Annotated in this window: 13 protein-coding genes; 3 read left to right on the top strand and 10 right to left on the bottom strand. The window is 62.6% G+C overall.

Annotated elements, in window-relative coordinates; translation table 11 throughout:
* Positions 1–10: 10 nt before the first annotated feature.
* From G7007_RS16430 to G7007_RS16395, 8 genes are all read right to left on the bottom strand, one after another.
* The gene (locus G7007_RS16430) at positions 11–1,267 is read right to left on the bottom strand and encodes an NAD(P)/FAD-dependent oxidoreductase (protein WP_181103325.1); all 1,257 of its coding nucleotides are present in this window, start codon (positions 1,265–1,267) and stop codon (positions 11–13) included.
* Positions 1,260–2,561, bottom strand: coding sequence for a SidA/IucD/PvdA family monooxygenase (locus G7007_RS16425; RefSeq protein WP_181103323.1), 1,302 nt, complete (start codon positions 2,559–2,561; stop codon positions 1,260–1,262). Before G7007_RS16425 ends, G7007_RS16430 begins: the two co-directional genes overlap by 8 nt.
* Complete coding sequence (locus tag G7007_RS16420) at positions 2,558–3,928, bottom strand: diaminobutyrate--2-oxoglutarate transaminase family protein (RefSeq protein ID WP_181103321.1); 1,371 nt, start codon at positions 3,926–3,928, stop codon at positions 2,558–2,560. Before G7007_RS16420 ends, G7007_RS16425 begins: the two co-directional genes overlap by 4 nt.
* Positions 3,929–3,942: 14 nt before the next feature.
* Complete coding sequence (locus G7007_RS16415; RefSeq protein WP_181103319.1) at positions 3,943–4,986, bottom strand: aromatic ring-hydroxylating dioxygenase subunit alpha; 1,044 nt, start codon at positions 4,984–4,986, stop codon at positions 3,943–3,945.
* Positions 4,987–5,056: 70 nt separating this feature from the next.
* The gene (locus G7007_RS16410) at positions 5,057–6,583 is read right to left on the bottom strand and encodes a 4-hydroxyphenylacetate 3-hydroxylase family protein (RefSeq protein ID WP_181103317.1); all 1,527 of its coding nucleotides are present in this window, start codon (positions 6,581–6,583) and stop codon (positions 5,057–5,059) included.
* Positions 6,584–6,648: 65 nt separating this feature from the next.
* Positions 6,649–7,401, bottom strand: a complete 753-nt coding sequence (locus tag G7007_RS16405) for a sulfite exporter TauE/SafE family protein (protein ID WP_181103316.1) — start codon at positions 7,399–7,401, stop codon at positions 6,649–6,651.
* 88 nt (positions 7,402–7,489) lie between these two features.
* Positions 7,490–8,587, bottom strand: coding sequence for a cell division protein ZapE (gene zapE / locus G7007_RS16400; protein WP_181103315.1), 1,098 nt, complete (start codon positions 8,585–8,587; stop codon positions 7,490–7,492).
* 87 nt (positions 8,588–8,674) lie between these two features.
* Complete coding sequence (locus tag G7007_RS16395) at positions 8,675–9,526, bottom strand: isocitrate lyase/PEP mutase family protein (protein ID WP_181103314.1); 852 nt, start codon at positions 9,524–9,526, stop codon at positions 8,675–8,677.
* 104 nt (positions 9,527–9,630) lie between these two features.
* Here G7007_RS16395 and G7007_RS16390 point away from each other — a divergent pair, with 104 nt between their 5' ends.
* Genes G7007_RS16390 through G7007_RS16380 form a run of 3 tightly spaced genes read left to right on the top strand, consistent with a single transcriptional unit; the run spans position 9,631 to position 13,003 of the window.
* Complete coding sequence (locus G7007_RS16390) at positions 9,631–10,527, top strand: LysR family transcriptional regulator (protein WP_181103313.1); 897 nt, start codon at positions 9,631–9,633, stop codon at positions 10,525–10,527.
* A 40-nt stretch (positions 10,528–10,567) separates the two neighbouring features.
* The gene (gene ubiD, locus G7007_RS16385; protein WP_181103312.1) at positions 10,568–12,034 is read left to right on the top strand and encodes a 4-hydroxy-3-polyprenylbenzoate decarboxylase; all 1,467 of its coding nucleotides are present in this window, start codon (positions 10,568–10,570) and stop codon (positions 12,032–12,034) included.
* Positions 12,035–13,003: a CDP-6-deoxy-delta-3,4-glucoseen reductase gene (locus G7007_RS16380; protein ID WP_181103311.1), complete on the top strand. Its 969-nt coding sequence runs from the start codon at positions 12,035–12,037 to the stop codon at positions 13,001–13,003.
* 9 nt (positions 13,004–13,012) lie between these two features.
* Here the strand turns inward: G7007_RS16380 and G7007_RS16375 are convergent, their stop codons facing one another.
* Positions 13,013–13,879 carry a hypothetical protein gene (locus tag G7007_RS16375; protein WP_181103309.1) on the bottom strand — a complete coding sequence of 289 codons (867 nt, stop codon included), beginning with the start codon at positions 13,877–13,879 and terminating at the stop codon, positions 13,013–13,015.
* 2 nt (positions 13,880–13,881) lie between these two features.
* Positions 13,882–16,884, bottom strand: coding sequence for a T6SS effector BTH_I2691 family protein (locus G7007_RS16370; protein ID WP_181103308.1), 3,003 nt, complete (start codon positions 16,882–16,884; stop codon positions 13,882–13,884).
* Positions 16,885–17,016 lie beyond the last annotated feature (132 nt).

The raw sequence follows: 17,016 nt of genomic DNA, 5'->3' as shown, positions 1-17,016 counted from the left end.
AAAAGGGGACTCAGGACGCCAGCAGGGCGCGGCGTTGTCGGTAACGGTCTCGAGCGATGACGGCCTGCGCCAGCCAGGCCAGCACGTTGCCTGGTTGCCAGCCCGGCCCGGCCAGGGGAAGGCGTGGCCCGGACAGCCCGCACAGCTGGTCCATCAGGGTTCGGCCCATCATCAGCGACAGGGCGATACCGCGGCCGTTGCAGCCACTCCAGCTGAGGATCCGTCCCCTGTCGTCGTGGACCTTGGGCAGGCCATCAGGCGTCAACCCCACCCAACCGGCCCACTGTTGGCGCGGTGCCGCGGGGCGGTGGCCATACAGACCCTCCAGGCGCGCCTGCAACAGATCGCTGCAGGCTTTCGGCGAGCGCTGCAGCGGAAGGGCGAAACACCCGGTCAGGACCGTACGGGCGTCCAGCCAGCGTGCAAACCACATGTCCTTGTGCGTGTCGGAAAAAGGCAGCGGGCTGGATGCGGCAGGGCGTGGCAGGGTGAAGGTGGCCAAGGTGAGCGAAAGCGGCCCTACGGTGCGACGGGTCATCCGGCTGGCGCCGGTGCCGTAGGCATTGCCGGCGATGAAGACACGACGTGCATTCAAGCAGCCTGCTGGCGTCTCCAAGGTGAACCCAGGGCCCTTGGGGGTGATCCGTTCGACCGGGCAGTGCTCGATGATCGAGCCACCCTGGTGATAGATCCCATGGGTCAGCTGTTGCAGCAGGGCCATGGGGTCGATGGCGCCGCCGCCTGGAAAGTGCAGGGCCGTCGTGTAGCGAGAGGTGCCGATCGCGTGCGCCAAGGCCTCGCCTTCGAGCACGGCGACCTCCACGCCCAGGGCGCGCCAACCGGTGGCCAGCGTCCGTGCCTGGGTGGACGCCGCCGACGTGAACGGTTGCAGCCAACCCCGCCGAGGCGTGCTCGGCACCTGCTCGAACACGTCATGAACGGCCTCTTGAAGCGCCGCCATCAATGCGCCGGTGCCACTGCCTGCGCATCGACTCAATGAGTCTGGCGTGTGACGAGCAGGGACGGGGACCACGAAACCTGAATTTCGCCCGCTGCCGCCGCTGCCGACCTGGTTCGCCTCCAGTACCGTGACGGACAGCCCGGCCTCGAGCGCCCGCTGCGCGGCGGCCAGGCCGCCAAGGCCGGCACCGATGACGGCGACATCGGTTTCCAGCGGCAAGGGCGCGGTGTGGATCTGGCGGCAGGTCAGCTGGGCCTGCCAGCAGGAGGGCGCCATCAGCAGGTCGCGCAAACCGGGGCTATGCATGATCGACGGGCTCTGAAGCTGCCAGGCCTGCGGTCAGCGACTCGACGATGGACTGGGCGCGCAGCGCCAGCAAACTGAAGGAGCCGGCATCGCCCATCCCATGCGTGGACTCGCACAGGCCATTCAGGTAGATCGGCAAGGCGTGCCCCAGCTCGATACGGTAGTCGCGCTGGACCGACAGCCCCTCGCGCGCATGCTCGCCGACCAACGCCGCCAGTAGCGGTGGCACAGGCTCCTGCCGTTCGCCTTGCCCAAGGTCGAGAAAACCCGTGGCCAGGATGACCAGGTCGAACCCTTGACGATGATGACGGCCTTCGAGGGCGTGCCGGCTTTCTATTTCCACCTGGGCGGCCGACGGTCGACAGGCCTGGATCTCCTCGCACGTGCGCAACTGCAGCCGGCTTTCTCCGCGCAAGGACTGCTCATAACGCCGCACGTACAACTGGTTGAGGACGTCGATATCGGCCGCCGAATAGTTGGTGTGCACCAGCTCGCGGCGCAACCGCGCCTTCTGGTCGGGGTCCGCGCGATAGAACGTGTCGACGAAGGCGGGAAAGTAGACCTCATCGGAGAACGGACTGGTGTCTTTTTGCCGGTAGCCGAAGTTGCGTGTGAAGCCCACCACGTCCCGGACGCCCGACTGGTCGCTGGCATGGAGCAGGATTTCCACAGCGCTCTGGCTGCCACCGATCACCGCCACCCGGGACTGGCCGCCCGTCGCCGCGATGCTTTCGGCCAGTGCCGGCAGGTAGTCGTTCAGGTGGCGAATACGGGCGTCGCTGATCCCGGCAAACGGCGCCGGTACATGCGGCGTGCGTCCAGGTGCAAGGACCAGGGCACGTGCGCGCAGGACACGGCCGTCGGTGCAGGTGACCTGGTAGTGGCGCCCATCCCCGGCGTCGTCGACCAACGCCACGCTCTGCGCCTCGCAGCCATACTGCACGCGGTCGGCGAAGAAGCCGGCGACCCAGGTGACGTACTGGGCATACTCCTCGCGCAGCGGATAATGAAGCGGCAGGTTCAGGTGCTCGTAGAGACGGCCTTGCTCGAAGAGAAAGTTGGTGAAGCCATAGCGGCTGCGTGGATTGCGCGGCGTCACCAGGTCACGCAACGGATGGTTCTGGATGTCCGAGCCGGGCAGTAGCATGTTGGGTTGCCAGAGTGGTCCCAGGCGGCGTTCCAGAAATGCCACGTCCAGATGAGGCGCCAGTTCTTCGAGCGCGATGGCCAGCGCCAGGTTGGCTGGACCGAAACCGATGCCCAGTACGTCGACGATAGACGAGGTCCGGTTCATGCCTGCGCCTCCAGTGTCGGGACCACCTGCGGCGCATGAGCCCGCGTGCGCTGCAGGGCGCGGCCGAGGCGCTGCAGGATCTGCTCCACCTGTGCGCAGGTGATCACCAGCGGCGGCAGGAACCGCAGCACCGCACCGTGCCGCCCGCCTGTCTCGATGAGCAGGCCCTCGTCCAGGCAGGCCCGCTTCACCTGTGTGGCCAGTTCGCCGGCAGCCAGGCGATGACCTTGGGCATCCAGCGCACCTTCCGGGTCGACCAGTTCCATGCCCAGCATCAGGCCGCGCCCCCGGACATCGCCGATGCAGGCATGCTGCTGCTGGAGCCGAAGCAGGCCTTCGCGCAGTTGAGCGCCTACCTGACGCACATGCTCGAGCAGACCCTCCTGGCGAATGTACTCCAGGGTAGCGGCGCCGCTGACCAGCGCGATCTGGTTACCCCGGAAGGTGCCGGCATGCGCGCCGGGTTTCCACAGGTCGTACTGCTCCAGATAGACCAGTACCGACAGGGGATAGCCACCGCCGATGGCCTTGGAGAGCAGGATGGCATCCGGGGTGATGCCGGCGTGTTCGAAGGCGAACATGTCGCCACTGCGGCCAATCCCGCTCTGGATCTCGTCGATCACCAGCGGGACCTGATGGCGCGTGGTGATTTCGCGTACCTGACGCAGCCACTGGGCACTGGCGGGAATGCAGCCCCCCTCGCCCTGAATGGCTTCGAGCAACACCATGGCCGGCTTGCCCACGCCGCTTTCAGGGTCGCTGAGCAGGTTGTCCAGGCACGCCAGGCTCAACGTATCGGTGTCCGCCGCGTCCATGCCCGTGCCGAACGAACTGCGGAAGGCATACGGATAGGGCACAAACTGCACTTCGCCGGGCAACCCACTGATCGCCTGCTTGGGCGCCAGGTTGCCCATCATGCCCAGCGTCCCGTGGGTCATCCCATGGTAGGCACCCTGGAACACGATGACCGGACGCCGTCCGGTGGCGGTCTTGAACAGCTTGAGGGCCGCCTCGGCGGCATCCGCGCCCGTAGGGCCGCAGAGCTGGAAGCGGGCGCTGGCGGCGAATTCGGCGGGAAGCGCGCGGTACAGTTCCTCGATGAAATCGACTTTGGCGGGGGTGGCGATGTCCAGCGCCTGCTGCAACTGCCCCGATTGAAGAAAGGCGATCACCCGGTCGCGAACGAACGGGTGGTTATGGCCCAGGGGCAGCGCGCCTGCGCAGGCCAGGCAGTCCAGGTAATGCCGACCTTCGCTGTCGATGACTTCGGCACCCTGGCCGTGGCTCAGGATTCTTGGAATGTTCCTGGCGTACGTACGGGCATTGGATTCTCGCGTGGCCAGCATGTGCAAAGCGTTCGGGGTCATGAGGACACTCCTTGTCAAAGGGAAACCGTTGCGATGGTGGAGTCCTGCTTCTGATGGATCGCACGCTGGCCCAGGGTCTGGATCCAGCGGCGGTATTCAAGGCCCATGCGGTCGCTGACCACGTGCATTTCCGCACGGGGGTCCAGTGGCAGGCGGGCGGGACGCTGGGACTCGACGATGCGCCGGTCCTGTTCGAACACGGTGTTCTGACGGGCGAGGATCTGCTCGAGGGTCAGCTCGGGGCCGAAGTTGATGGCCACGATCAGCCAGATGATGCACTCGGCCTCATCCACCGGTGTGGCGTTGAAGAACGTGCAGAAACGTTCGGTTTCGCCGGTCTTCTTCATGAAGTAGGCGGTGGTGGGGTTGAGCACCGAGTAGGTGTAGCGAGCGTTGACCGGTATGCCACGGTGATCGCCGAAGGGCTGGAACACGGTGATCTCCGACGAATGCAGGCCACGCTCGTCCTCGTGCACGCTGTACTTCTTCAGCGGTTCCGGTGCGTCCGGCAGGCCGTTGAGGTGAGCATGGACGAAGGGGAAGTGCGAAGCGTCGATGAAGTTCTCCAGCGACCGCAGCGCGTTGGCCTTGTAGTGGTAAGGACCGGCGTAGACCTTCCGATAACTGTCGTCCTCCCACTGCGGCAGCTCGGGCAAGGGCCGCTGAGGTGCTTCCAGGCTGACCCACACGTAGCCGTAGCGCTCCTGCGCATGATGCCGGTACACCAGGCGGTGCGAGGCCGGCCCGCTGCGCTCCGGGTGGGCGGGTACCCGTGTGCACTGCCCCTGGGCGTTGTAGCGCCAGCCATGGTAGGGGCACTCGATTTCGCCTTGCTTGACGCAGCCCAGTGACAGGCGTGCGCCGCGATGGCCGCAGTAGTCTTTCCAGGCATGGACCTGGCCTGCTTCGTCTCGCCACAGCACCAGGTCTTCGCCCAGCAGCTTGGCGGCCAGCGGTTGCTGCGCACCGACATCCTCGCTGCGGCACAGCACATGCCATTGCCCCGCCAGCGCCTTGTAGTCGACTTCGTCACGATTCCATTCACCGGTGTAGACCATCGGTATCTCCTGTTTTTCAGGCAAAGAAAGGCCGTCGATGCCCGAGGGCATCGTTTTCACGGATCAACGATCAGCGGATTTCGGGGTGGCGCGGTTCGAACCGCCAGCCTGGCGCTGCCCAGCCAGTCTCGTCGTAGTCACCCAGGCACTGGTCGACCAGGGACGTGCACTGGTCCATCACACCAGCGGTTTCGCAATGGCGCAGCATGTCCAGACGAACCTGCTCGTTGTTGCCGGCGTAATTGTTCTCGTAGAGTTCATGGCGGCCGGCGAACTCACTGCCCAGTGCGTCCCACAGCAGCTTGATCAGCTTCATGCGCTCGGAAGCCGTCTGGTTCGTGCCCTGGTAGTAGTCATCGATCAGCGGACGGGTCTGGGGGTCGGCCATGTCCAGCCAGCTGGACACCTGCATGATCGGCGAGCCACCAAGGATCGTGTTGAAGACCGGCTTGAGCTGACTCATCATCTGGGTGCCGAAGTAGCGCACGGTGGCGGCCGCCTCGAGCCGTGGCACGACCGAGCCGTCCTGCCGGACCTCGGGCGATTGGCACAGGTTTTCGGTCAACGTCCACAGCATGTTGCGCAGGGCCACGATGTCCGCCAGCCGCGTGCGCACGCCTCGGAACTCCGAGGAGCCGTTGGACGCCAGGACCTTGGCCAGCAGCCCGCAGATGAAATCCATCTTGACGGCCAGGCGGGTACCGGATTGCAACGGGTAGCGGTTCAGGAAGCCTGACGCGGCGTAGAAACTGCGTGCCCGCTCGACGTCTCGGTAGATCAGGACGTTTTCCCACGGCACCAGCACGCCGTCGAAGATCAGCACCGAATCGTTCTCGTCGAAGCGGCTGGACAGCGGGTTGTCGAACGGGCTCAAGGCCGCGGCTTCATAGGAGCGGCGGCACATGATCTTCAGGTTGGGCGCATTCATCGGCAGAATGAAGCACAGGGCGAAGTCTTCTTCGGCGCCTGCCCGGTACTGCGTGGCGCTGTTCTGCGCCACGAAGGTGGCGTTGGACAAGGCCGCGCTGGTGGCCACCATCTTCACGCCGCGCACGATGATGCCGGCGTCCGTTTCCTTTTCCACGTGCAGGTAGATGTCGCGCATTTCCGCCACGCTGCGTGCCCGCCCGATGGGTGGGTTGACCAGGACATGGTTGAGGAACATCACCTGCCGGGCGCTTTTTCGGTACCACGCCAGGGCGTTGTCGTGAAACGGTGCATAGAGGTGTGGGTCGGAACGCAGGGTGGCCGTGAAGCCGGCCTTGTAATCCGGCGTACGGCCCATGAACCCATAGGACAGGCGCGACCAGTGAGCGATGGCGTCGCGTGCCTTGAGCAGGTCGGCGGAAGAACGCGACGGCATGAAGTAGCGGTGCGTTCGATAGCCGTCCGGGTCGATGTCCGTCATCAGGGTCTGCGTGGCGGGATCATGCAGCGCGTCGTACAAGCGCGACAGCGAGTAGGCGCTGTTGCGGAAGGCCGGGTGCTCGCAGACGTTCTTCACCCGCTCGCCATAGATATGCACCTCGCGTCCATCGTCGAGGCTGTCCAGAAACTGAGCCCCTGTCATCATTTCGTTATGCGCACCAGCGTCCATCAGAACTTCCTTGTTGTTGTTGTGGGAAAGTCGTGGTCTGAAGCGGCCCCTGAAGGGGCCACCCGTCAAGCGTAATAACGTGCGATCAAGGCGATGCCGGAGACGAGCACCACGACGTTGATCACCTTGAGGAACTGTTCTCGCGACATGTTCAGCGTGATGCGACGTCCGACGGTGACGCCGATCAGCATGCCGGGCGCAAGGAAGAGCGCCAGCCACAGCAGACTGGTGTCGAGGTAGACCCCGGCGAGTGCGAACAGCACCACGCGGGTCAGCGTACTCAGGCCGATGAGCGTGGTCTGGGTGATGCGCATGGCATCCTTGGTCGGAATCCGGCCGCTGAGGTAGATCGCGTAGATGAACCCGCCGCTGCCGAACAAGGCACTGAACACACCGCCGATCGAGCCGAAGGGGTAGGCCGCCGCTGCACTGAAGTGGCGCTGTGGCTTGAGTCCGCTGAGCGAATACAGCGCGTAGCAGACGACGAAGACGCCCAGGGCCGGCAGCAGGTATTCCGGACGCGTGGCCAGAAGAATGGCCGCACCGACCAGACTGCCCAGGATCATCATGGGGACCAACCGTCGCAGTTCGCCCCAGTCGGCGTTGCGGCCGTCACGGCTCACATTCACCAGCGCCGCGAACAGGTCCATCAGCGCCAGCAGCGGGACGATCTTGGCGACGGGTAGAAACAGTGCCAGTACCGGGCTCGCTACCAGCGCCGTGCCGAACCCGGCGATGCCGAAAATCACGTAGGCGCACAGCAGGGTAGCGAAGATCAGGGCATAGGGAGCCCATCCAATGGTCAGCCCATCGTTCATCACACGAATCCTTTCTTGTTATGTGGATAATTCGTTTTTGGATCCTAAAGAAGGGTGTGCCCGGACGCAACAGGGATTGGATCCACCTTTAGTCGCACACCGCTGCCGCTCCGCCCGCGGTTTGCGAATGAGTCTGGCAGGTATCTCGCAGCTGGCTCACGCGGCTGCGCGTACGCGCCAGGTCGCCGGCTTCACAGGCATCCATCATCTGGTCGAAAGGCAGCTCGCTGATCAGAAACAACGTGGCCCGCCTGTCGTACAGCACGTCGATCACGTTCAGGAAACGCTGTTGCCCGGCTGCACTGGCCGTCGATAACCTGGGCACGGCATCGAGCACCCAGCGCGCGTACCGATCGACCAAGGCCAAATAATCGATGGTCGCCGAATCCGCTTCGCACAGGTCCGCGAACCGGAAGTACACCGTGTCCTCATCCAGGACCAGGCCCTCGAGCACACGGTGGTTGACGGTCAGTGGCCCGGTCGTCGACCGCTCGGCAGGCAGACCGAGTTGCTGCCTTTGTCGTGCGGTGCCGGGGTACACGAAGGCGCCCTGGTTGAAGGCATCCGCCGAGGCGTCGCTGGAGGCCCGATAGTCCAGCTCGCCTGCGACGGACTGGACGTCCATGTGCTGTTCGATCAGCTGGATGGTCGGCAGGAAGCGCTCGTGGTACAGCGGATTCGGCAACAACCCTTGAGGTGGATAGTTGGACGTCACGACCATCACGCACCGGCGGTTGAGCAGGGCCTTGAACAGGCGACTGACGAGCATGGCGTCGCCAATGTCATGCAGGTGGAATTCGTCGAAGCACAGCAGGCGACAGTCGCCGAGCAGGCTGTCCAGCGCCGTTTCGATGGCATTCTGGGTGGCGGCGTGCTCGAACATCCGCTGGTGGAACTCGCGAAAGAACGCATGGAAGTGGATGCGACGCTTCTGCGCCAAGGGTATGGCCGCGAAGAACGTGTCCAGCACGAAGCTCTTGCCGCGGCCCACCGGGCCCCACAGGTAGAGGCCGCGTGGCATCTGATGCCCCAGCCGCATCAGCAGCGAGGGGTTGAGCAGCTTCTGGGCCAGGACGCCCAGGCGCTCTGCGGCGGCCATCTGGTAGGCATCGAGGGTATACCCCTTGGCATGGGCGGCCTGTTCGATGGCGGCGACCACCTCGTTTCCCGCGTTAGCGTGTTTCATCTCAAACCCTACCAAGGAGCGATGCCGGATAGTAGCCATAGTCACTGCACAACGATAGACATTGGATCCGAAATTGCAGGCGTCGTTTCAGCCTTTTTCCAGGGCCAGGTAGCGCTGGGTGCGCACGATCGCTTCGCGCTCGTCGAAGCTGGTGAGCTGGTCGGCCATCGCGGCGCTGTCGCCATTGCGCATGATCTGCGTCAAGGTGTGCTGCATGGCATGAATCGCCGCGCGTTGCAGGTCCGATGGGATGATCACCAGCTGATACCCCAATGCTGCCAGCGTCTCGACCGGCACCATCGGGGTCTTGCCGCCGTGAAACATGTTCATCAGTTTCGGGCCGGGTAGGCGCCGCGCGATCGTCTCGATCTGCGCCAGGGTTTCCGGAGCCTCCACGAAGATCATGTCGGCGCCCGCTTCGATGTAGGCCTCTGCACGATCCAGTGCAGCGTCGAAGCCTTCGACGGCAATCGCATCGGTACGGGCGATCAGGACGAAGTCCGGATCCCGCAGCGCATGGCGCGCGATCCGGATCTTGGTGCACATTTCCGACGCGGCGATCAGTGTCTTGTCGTTGAGGTGCCCGCAGCGCTTGGGAAAGACCTGGTCTTCCAGGTGCAAGGCGGCCACGCCGATGCGCTCGAAGGCACGCACGGTGCGCTCGACGTTGGGACCTCCCCCAAAGCCGGTATCGGCGTCCGCGATCACTGGCAGTGTAGTGGCGTCGACGATCTTCTCGATGCGCTCGAGCACTTCGCTGAAGCTCAGCAGGCCGATGTCCGGCAACGCCGTGGAACGCGCGATGGCACCGCCGCTGGCGTAGACGGCCTGGAACCCGGCCAGCTCGACCAGGCGGGAGGAGAGCCCGTCGTAGGCGCCCGGTGCGACCAGGCTGGTACCGCTAGCGAGGTGTTTGCGCAGCTGTGCGGTGACGGTCATGACGGCCTCTGCCTCTTGCTCTTGGGAAGGAGGGAAAAGCTTGGCGGGCCTCATCGAGGATGTCTAATATTTAAAAAATTCTTGATTAGGATGTAAAAGGTTCCATGGAGCTTCGCCATCTGCGTTATTTCGTCGCCACGGCCCAGGCCCAGAGCTTCACCAAGGCTGCGCAGGCGTTACACATCGCCCAGCCTCCGCTGGGGCAGCAGATACGTGCGCTGGAGCAAGAGGTCGGCACGCCCTTGTTCTTGCGCCAGGGGCGTGGCGTGGTGCTCAGTGACGCAGGTGCCGTGTTCCTCACGTCGGCGCTGGACATTCTGGCGCGCGTCGAGCAGGCGAAACAGAAAGCGGTAAGGGCGGCCAATGGCGAGCTTGGCACGTTGGTCCTGGGGTTCACCGAGTCGGCGTCGTTCAACGAAGCGGTCACTCAGCTGATCAGCCGTTATCAGCAGGCCTGCCCCGACGTCGGCCTCACGCTGCTCGAAGATGACAGCGAAACGCTGCTCCGACGATTGAGCCAAGGGGAGCTGGATGCCGCCATCGTCCGGCCTCCTTTTGCCGACACGGATGACTTGGCCTTTCACATTCTCAGCGAAGAACCGCTCATGGTGGTGCTGCCCAGCAGTCATGCCCTGGCGCGACGTGACGGCGTGTCCCTGGAGGATCTCCGTCACGAGCGCTTCGTGCTCTACGCACGTCAGTCAGGCCATGGGCTGAGCGCCGACATCGTGGCCGAGTGCCGTGCCCGCGGATTCAACCCCCTGATCCATCAGCAGGCCCCGCAGGTGTCGTCGGCCGTCAACCTGGTGTCCGCCGGCATGGGGGTAGCGATCGTCCCGGCGTCCATGCAGCGCATGCAGCGGCCAGGGCTGGCTTTCCGTGCCCTTGCATTGGAGCGCCCACGGGCCGTGCTCGGGCTGGCCACGCGGGCGCACCCGCCGCGTACCGTGGTGCAGCGGTTGCTGGCATGCGCCGAGGGGTTGCGCACAGGCGAGCGATAGCAGGTAAGCTAGGCGCCTCTTTTGTAGTGTGACCTGGGCGATGGAATTCAAGGATCTGCGAGACTTCGTGCGGCAGCTAGAGCAGCGCGGCGAGCTGAAGCGCATTACGGTGCCGGTATCGCCGGTGCTGGAAATGACCGAAATCTGCGACCGGACCTTGCGCAAGCAGGGCCCGGCGCTGTTGTTCGAGAACCCCGTCGGTTTCGACATGCCGGTGCTCGGCAACCTATTCGGCACGCCCGGGCGCGTGGCCCTGGGCATGGGTGCCGAGTCGGTGAGCGAACTGCGGGAAATCGGCAAGCTGCTGGCCTTCCTCAAGGAGCCCGAACCGCCCAAGGGTCTCAAGGACGCCTGGTCCAAGCTGCCGATCTTCAAGAAGATCATCTCCATGGCACCCAAGGTGCTCAAGGACGCGGCCTGCCAGGAAATCGTGATCGAAGGCGACGACGTCGACCTGAGCACGCTGCCCGTCCAGCACTGCTGGCCTGGCGACGTCGCGCCGCTCATCACCTGGGGCCTGACCGTGACCCGCGGCCCGAACAAGGAGCGGCAGAACCTGGGCATCTATCGCCAGCAGGTGATCGCGCGCAACAAGGTCATCATGCGCTGGCTGAGCCACCGCGGCGGTGCGCTGGACTACCGCGAGTGGTGCGAAAAGCATCCTGGGGAACCTTTCCCGGTGGCCGTGGCCCTGGGCGCCGACCCGGCGACCATCCTGGGGGCGGTCACGCCCGTACCCGACAGCCTGTCGGAGTACGCCTTCGCCGGCTTGCTGCGTGGTCATCGTACCGAGCTGGTGAAGTGCCGCGGCAGCAACCTGCAGGTGCCGGCCAGTGCCGAAATCGTGCTCGAAGGGGTGATCCACCCCGGCGAAATGGCCGACGAGGGCCCGTACGGCGACCACACTGGTTACTACAACGAAGTGGACCGTTTCCCGGTGTTCACGGTCGAGCGCATCACCCATCGCACTCGCCCGATCTACCACAGCACCTACACCGGTCGGCCGCCTGACGAGCCGGCCATCCTCGGCGTGGCCCTGAACGAAGTGTTCGTGCCGATCCTGCAAAAGCAGTTCCCGGAAATCGTCGACTTCTACCTGCCGCCCGAAGGCTGCTCGTATCGCATGGCGGTGGTGACCATCAAGAAGCAGTACCCCGGTCATGCCAAGCGGGTCATGCTGGGCGTCTGGTCGTTCCTGCGGCAGTTCATGTACACCAAGTTCGTCATCGTGACCGACGACGACATCAATGCCCGCGACTGGAACGACGTGATCTGGGCGGTCACCACCCGGATGGATCCCAAGCGTGATACCGTGCTGATCGACAACACCCCGATCGATTACCTGGACTTCGCGTCGCCGGTGTCGGGCCTGGGGTCGAAGATGGGCCTGGACGCGACTCACAAGTGGCCGGGCGAAACCACGCGCGAGTGGGGCAGGGTCATCGTCAAGGATGATGCCGTCACTCGCCGTATCGACGAGCTGTGGGATCAGTTGGGAATCGATTGAATGCAGGTAACCTTGCAGCCGTCCGGCGCCGTGTTGGCGGTGGAACCGGGAGAACGGATTCTGGAGGCCGCGCGGCGCCTGGGCTATGACTGCCCACAGAGCTGCCGCAACGGTAATTGTCACGTCTGCGCGGCCTTGTTGGTCGAGGGCCGCGTCCGACAGGAGGGCGAGGTGCGTGATCATGGCGAGCTGTATACCTGCATCGCCGAGCCCCTGGAGGACTGCGTGCTGCTGTGGGACGGCGTGCTGGCGCTGGGCGAATTGCCCGTACGCGCGCTGGCCTGCACCTTGAGCGAGTGCCGCGACATCGGTGGCGATGTCTGGCGCATTCGCCTGCTCGCCCCGGCCGGCAAGCCACCGCGGTATCACGCTGGCCAGTACCTGATGATCGAGCGTGACGGTGCGGGCAAGACGGCCTTCTCGCTGGCCTCGGCGCCGCATCGCGGTCGTGAGCTGGAGCTTCACGTGCTGGCACGCGAAGACAGCACGCGCCAGTTGATCGATCAGCTGCAGCGCGACCAGATGGCACGTATCGAAATGCCTTTCGGCGATACCCATCTGGCCGAATTGCCCGACGGTCCGCTCGTGCTGATCGCCGCCGGTACCGGCATGGCCCAGATGCACAGCCTGATCGAGCACTGCCGTGCCAAAGGGTTCGAACATCCCGTGCACCTGTACTGGGGCGTGCGCCGCCCGGAAGACTTCTACGCCCTCGAGCACTGGGCCGAATGGGAGGCGCTGCCCAACCTGCACCTGCACAAGGTCGTCAGCGACCTGTGCGGTTGGGAAGGGCGCTGCGGCCTGCTGCACGAAGCCGTGCGCGAAGACATTGCCGACCTCAACCAGGTCCACGTATACGCCAGCGGGTCGCCCAACATGGTCTACGCCACCCTCGATGCGCTGGTCGAGGCCGGGATGGATGCACACCGGATGCGGGCAGACGTATTCGCCTATGCGCCACGGGCCTGAACGCGGTCGTCAGCGCTCTGCCGGGCGATAGACCTTGTCCGGCTCCCAGGGCGGAGCCTGCTGAACCTTGAACAGGCGGCAGGTGGCGTACCAGCAGAGCGCTGCGTACATATTCCACGGGAAGAAAACCAACCACAGTAATAGTAGCCGGTTGGATTTACCCTGCTCTTCCCAAGGTTCTCCCGTTCGCCAGGGGACATAGTGTCGCCACGCTTCTTTAGGTGTCAGGTAAAGACGCTGATGGGGCACTTGCCACCAGTTGCCACAGACAGGAAGCGGCAAGCCCTCGGGGCCATGCGCCATGAAGTGTTCGATATAGGCTTTCACAGAAAGGACCTGAAGGGGGTCTGGAAAGCTGGCTGGGTTGCCGTCTATGCAAAAGGCAAGGCCGTGAGGATGACGCGTCGGATTGCACCGATCCCTGACGGCCAGCGACTGTTGTGTGAAGAGGCCTGACCCGTTGAATCCGTTGCGGATGAACAGAAACAACTCGGCACGATGCCAGGGACACGTGAACTGCTTTTTGCCACAGTGTGCTGAGATGCGTTGAGTGTTACGGTTGAATGAATAGTGCGATAAATGCTTCAAGAGAGAGATGCGATAACATAGAAAGAGTATCACGAATAATGGTGCGGCCAGCCCTATCAGATACAAGTAAAGCACTATTGGCTCGAAGGGGAAATGATCCAGAAACTGGAGCGTGATGGCCACTACGAAAGCGCTGCTTAATGAGACATAGAGCTTTCCCATGAATGCGCATTCTGCGATGTCTGGATTACGTAAACGCAGACACTCTTCATCCATGCAGATCAACTGGTCGAAGAGGTGTGGCTTGGGGTCGTCATCGCCACAAGGTTTTCTAGATGGCGTGCGCACGGTCAAGGCTCTAGGTAGAAAGTGGCGTCAATCGGGTCGCTCTCGGCGAACGCGCTATAAGGAAGGTAGGTAATGGACAAGGAGATCTTATGGAATTTTCTGACTGGGCATTTGAAATTCAGAACTAACGCTGTCGGTAGTTCGAAACATGTGACGGAGTAGGTAGCCATCGTTTCTAGTTCAGCCTTGACCGAGTGCCCGGTGAGGTGGGCAGTCCACGTACTCCTACCGACCACGAAATGTTTGAGTAATACGGTAAACTCTGCAAGGCTCGGCTCGCCATAAAGGGCCAGCTCCCTGGCAAGGGGCGATACGGGAGGCGCGTGATGCCAGGTGCTACGTAGCTCCTGATGCGATGCACCTTTGAGCGTTATCCTTTCTAACAGCAGAGGTTCATGATAGGCCGCATGCCAGGCTTTGAGTTCTTCCGACAGGCCATGGTAAGCCGGTAATTTACGCTCATGGTCGAGCTTCAGGTGGTTTCTAACCTCTCCATCGTTCAAACGGTTTCCAAACGTTGAGCGTGCGATCCAGAGTTCTAAAGGTGTGTGCTTCCGTGCGGCAGCCTGCGAAAAAAGATAAAGGCCGCCGGCTCCAACAGCTATACCCGCGAGAACGATGGCTGCTGCTATCCATCCTGCGACGGGTATGAAAAAAGTCGGCCCCAGGATTGCAAGCCCACCCTCAAGCACAAGACTGCTGCCGATGAACATTGCGAGGCCGCCACTTGCAGTGTACAGAGCGGAAACGTGATCGCCTTGTTCGGATTGCCTGTAAGCCTTGCTCAGGTCAGAAAACAAACCGAAGAAAATGGCCGGGTAGCCCAGCCATCTTGAAAATCCATTGGTCGATAAGAGTCCCAACATTTTCTTCCCAGGCACGGCCTGTGGGAGGCCCGACGTGTACCTGGACTGGATGATCCTAGCAATCGCATGGCTACTTGAGAGGGTAGCGCCTACCGAGGCAGACACTGCAAAGAGGGATGACACAAAACCTGATGAATACTCGATGGCACCGTCAGCTTTCAAGGCTTCATAGGCGGTTCTCAGACTGATGATGTTGAACCACAACATCCCGATATTCAAAGCGCCCGCACTGCTCGCTTTCACGAGGGCTGAAATTTTCGGTACGACTCGCAGCGTAGTGGTTTCTTCCAGCGTGACAGTGCGACTCCCATGTACACGCAGCGACGTGGTTCTCTGTACCTCGGCCATGCCCGTTTTGAGAAACGCCTCAACCTCACGGCTGAAAGCATCGGCCACGACACGTTCATGAGTTATCTGATAGCGTGCAGATAACAAGCCCAAGGCTTTTACCGCATTGGCCTCCTGTGCAGCGGCCAACACGTGTTGCTGCAGGGTATGACTGGCATTCCAGCGCGCTTTGCCGCGCAAGCGTTTGAGCACCACGGTACTGACAGTTTGGGCCGTCAAGTCTGTGGCTCCGGCAAGCGCCGGAAAACGTCCACCCACGTCATTGAGGATGCTTGCATGAGCACCAAGCAGAGTAGCAATCGCATCCGCTCGCTCTTTGAAGGGATTGAAAGGCGCCAAGGCGACAAACAATGGACTGTCTTCATGGTCTAGCCAGAGCTCGAGTCGCCTGAGGCGTGGGTCCTCATCTTCCATGTTTGGCAAGGACTGGCTCATGGGGTGAAGCAGCAAGGCAAGCGTGGTCTCCAAGTTTGTAGCCGAGGCTAGATGCTCTCGGTCGTAAGTAGCCAATGCTGCAGCCAGGCTGCGGCTATCTTCCGACGAAGCGCTTTCTGCTGAGGCCAGCCATAGGTCATGATCACACGCGGCTTCTGACGCGAGGGTTTGTAGCTGCATTACCTTGGCCTGCATCTGATCGCGCTGGCCCAGAAACTCCATGTACCTATCGACATCCAGCCGCTTTGCCAATCGTGCACCCTGTGGTGATGAGCGAGGGTCAGTCAACCTGATATACCGTTGTTGACTAGGCGAATAGTCGTGTCGTTGTCTGGGCTCGCGGCGCTTCACTGCCCGATGTCGCTCACTTTGGATCAGGCCCGTTGTAGTACTCCTATGGCGGGACACACTTTCCAATGTTTGCTCGATCAAGAGCGCGACTGCATTCTTTCGGTGATACGCCTGACTGTCCGCGCTCAACATTCCAGACGTCTTGTAAAAACACGAAGGCACGGCATCGTGAGTCCTCTGGCTGGGGTCATCAAAACGCATGTGCACCGGTGTGGGCATGAGATCGCGCACCTGGTGCTGATACGCCGAGACCGACAGGCCAAGGTCCAGGCCGATGCCTTCGGCGTCGTTGAGTGCGACGACGGCAGGCACACGTGGCGTCAGGCAAGGGTAATGGACGCGCAGGTTCATGAAGGCATAGGGCGTCAGATTGGGGCCGCTTTCGTGACAGCTCCAGAACAGCGGCATCCGTTGGCCGGCGGGCTTGTAGTCTTCCACCCACTGGACGAGCGCCCCGGCTGGCAGAACATGGGGCTGGGTCGACGGTGACGGCTCGCCGCTGAGCAGATCGGCAAGATCGAGCCGTCGCATATGACGGGTACGCATCGCCTGGCTGCTGCACAGCCTGGCCGTCATGGCGTTGGTCCACAGGTGCGAGCTGTACCCGATCCAGACCTCTGCGGCCGTGGCCTCGTCTTGCTCGACCCATACCCAGCCCAAGGATCGGTTGGACACGAAGCAGTCGCGACGGTGATAGCACTCCAGCCCTTGATACCTCAGTTCCTTGAAGTGACCTTCGCCATCGTGTTCATGGATGACGAGCCGTTCACCCTCCGGGCCTTTCATGAAGACATACACATAACCAGGCCGCAGCGCCCGCAAGGTGTAGACCGATCGCTTCAAGGCGGGAAATTCCGTCTCCAAGGCATAGCCAGAGCCGGCATAGCGCGTACTGCCCGACTCGGTGTCGCGTGGTACGACAGCATAGCGAATGGGCAGAATCGGAATCCGACTCCAGCCACAATTGGGCGGGGACAGGGCGTGCAGGCGTGCACCGGTCGTCATGAAAAGATCCTTCGTTGCGGACGCTCAACGCCTGGCGAAGGGCGATGATCAGCGTCCCTGCATGGATGTGCACGAAGGATGGAGAGCTGACCAAAGTGCTGCTATCGGAGCCTACTTAAAATTCCGTGGGAA

Source organism: Pseudomonas entomophila, assembly GCF_013523125.1.
Taxonomy (GTDB): Bacteria; Pseudomonadota; Gammaproteobacteria; order Pseudomonadales; family Pseudomonadaceae; genus Aquipseudomonas; species Aquipseudomonas entomophila_B.
Note: the sequence above shows the minus strand (reverse complement) of the source record. Positions and strands in the feature narration are given on the sequence as shown.

Coding starts and splice junctions, on each gene's coding strand:
- G7007_RS16415 (WP_181103319.1), bottom strand. CDS start 4,986: ATGGTCTACACCGGTGAATGGAATCGTGACGAAGTCGACTACAAGGCG.
- ubiD (WP_181103312.1), top strand. CDS start 10,568: ATGGAATTCAAGGATCTGCGAGACTTCGTGCGGCAGCTAGAGCAGCGC.
- G7007_RS16380 (WP_181103311.1), top strand. CDS start 12,035: ATGCAGGTAACCTTGCAGCCGTCCGGCGCCGTGTTGGCGGTGGAACCG.
- G7007_RS16430 (WP_181103325.1), bottom strand. CDS start 1,267: ATGCATAGCCCCGGTTTGCGCGACCTGCTGATGGCGCCCTCCTGCTGG.
- G7007_RS16405 (WP_181103316.1), bottom strand. CDS start 7,401: ATGAACGATGGGCTGACCATTGGATGGGCTCCCTATGCCCTGATCTTC.
- G7007_RS16420 (WP_181103321.1), bottom strand. CDS start 3,928: ATGACCCCGAACGCTTTGCACATGCTGGCCACGCGAGAATCCAATGCC.
- G7007_RS16410 (WP_181103317.1), bottom strand. CDS start 6,583: ATGGACGCTGGTGCGCATAACGAAATGATGACAGGGGCTCAGTTTCTG.
- G7007_RS16395 (WP_181103314.1), bottom strand. CDS start 9,526: ATGACCGTCACCGCACAGCTGCGCAAACACCTCGCTAGCGGTACCAGC.
- G7007_RS16425 (WP_181103323.1), bottom strand. CDS start 2,561: ATGAACCGGACCTCGTCTATCGTCGACGTACTGGGCATCGGTTTCGGT.
- G7007_RS16390 (WP_181103313.1), top strand. CDS start 9,631: ATGGAGCTTCGCCATCTGCGTTATTTCGTCGCCACGGCCCAGGCCCAG.
- zapE (WP_181103315.1), bottom strand. CDS start 8,587: ATGAAACACGCTAACGCGGGAAACGAGGTGGTCGCCGCCATCGAACAG.
- G7007_RS16370 (WP_181103308.1), bottom strand. CDS start 16,884: ATGACGACCGGTGCACGCCTGCACGCCCTGTCCCCGCCCAATTGTGGC.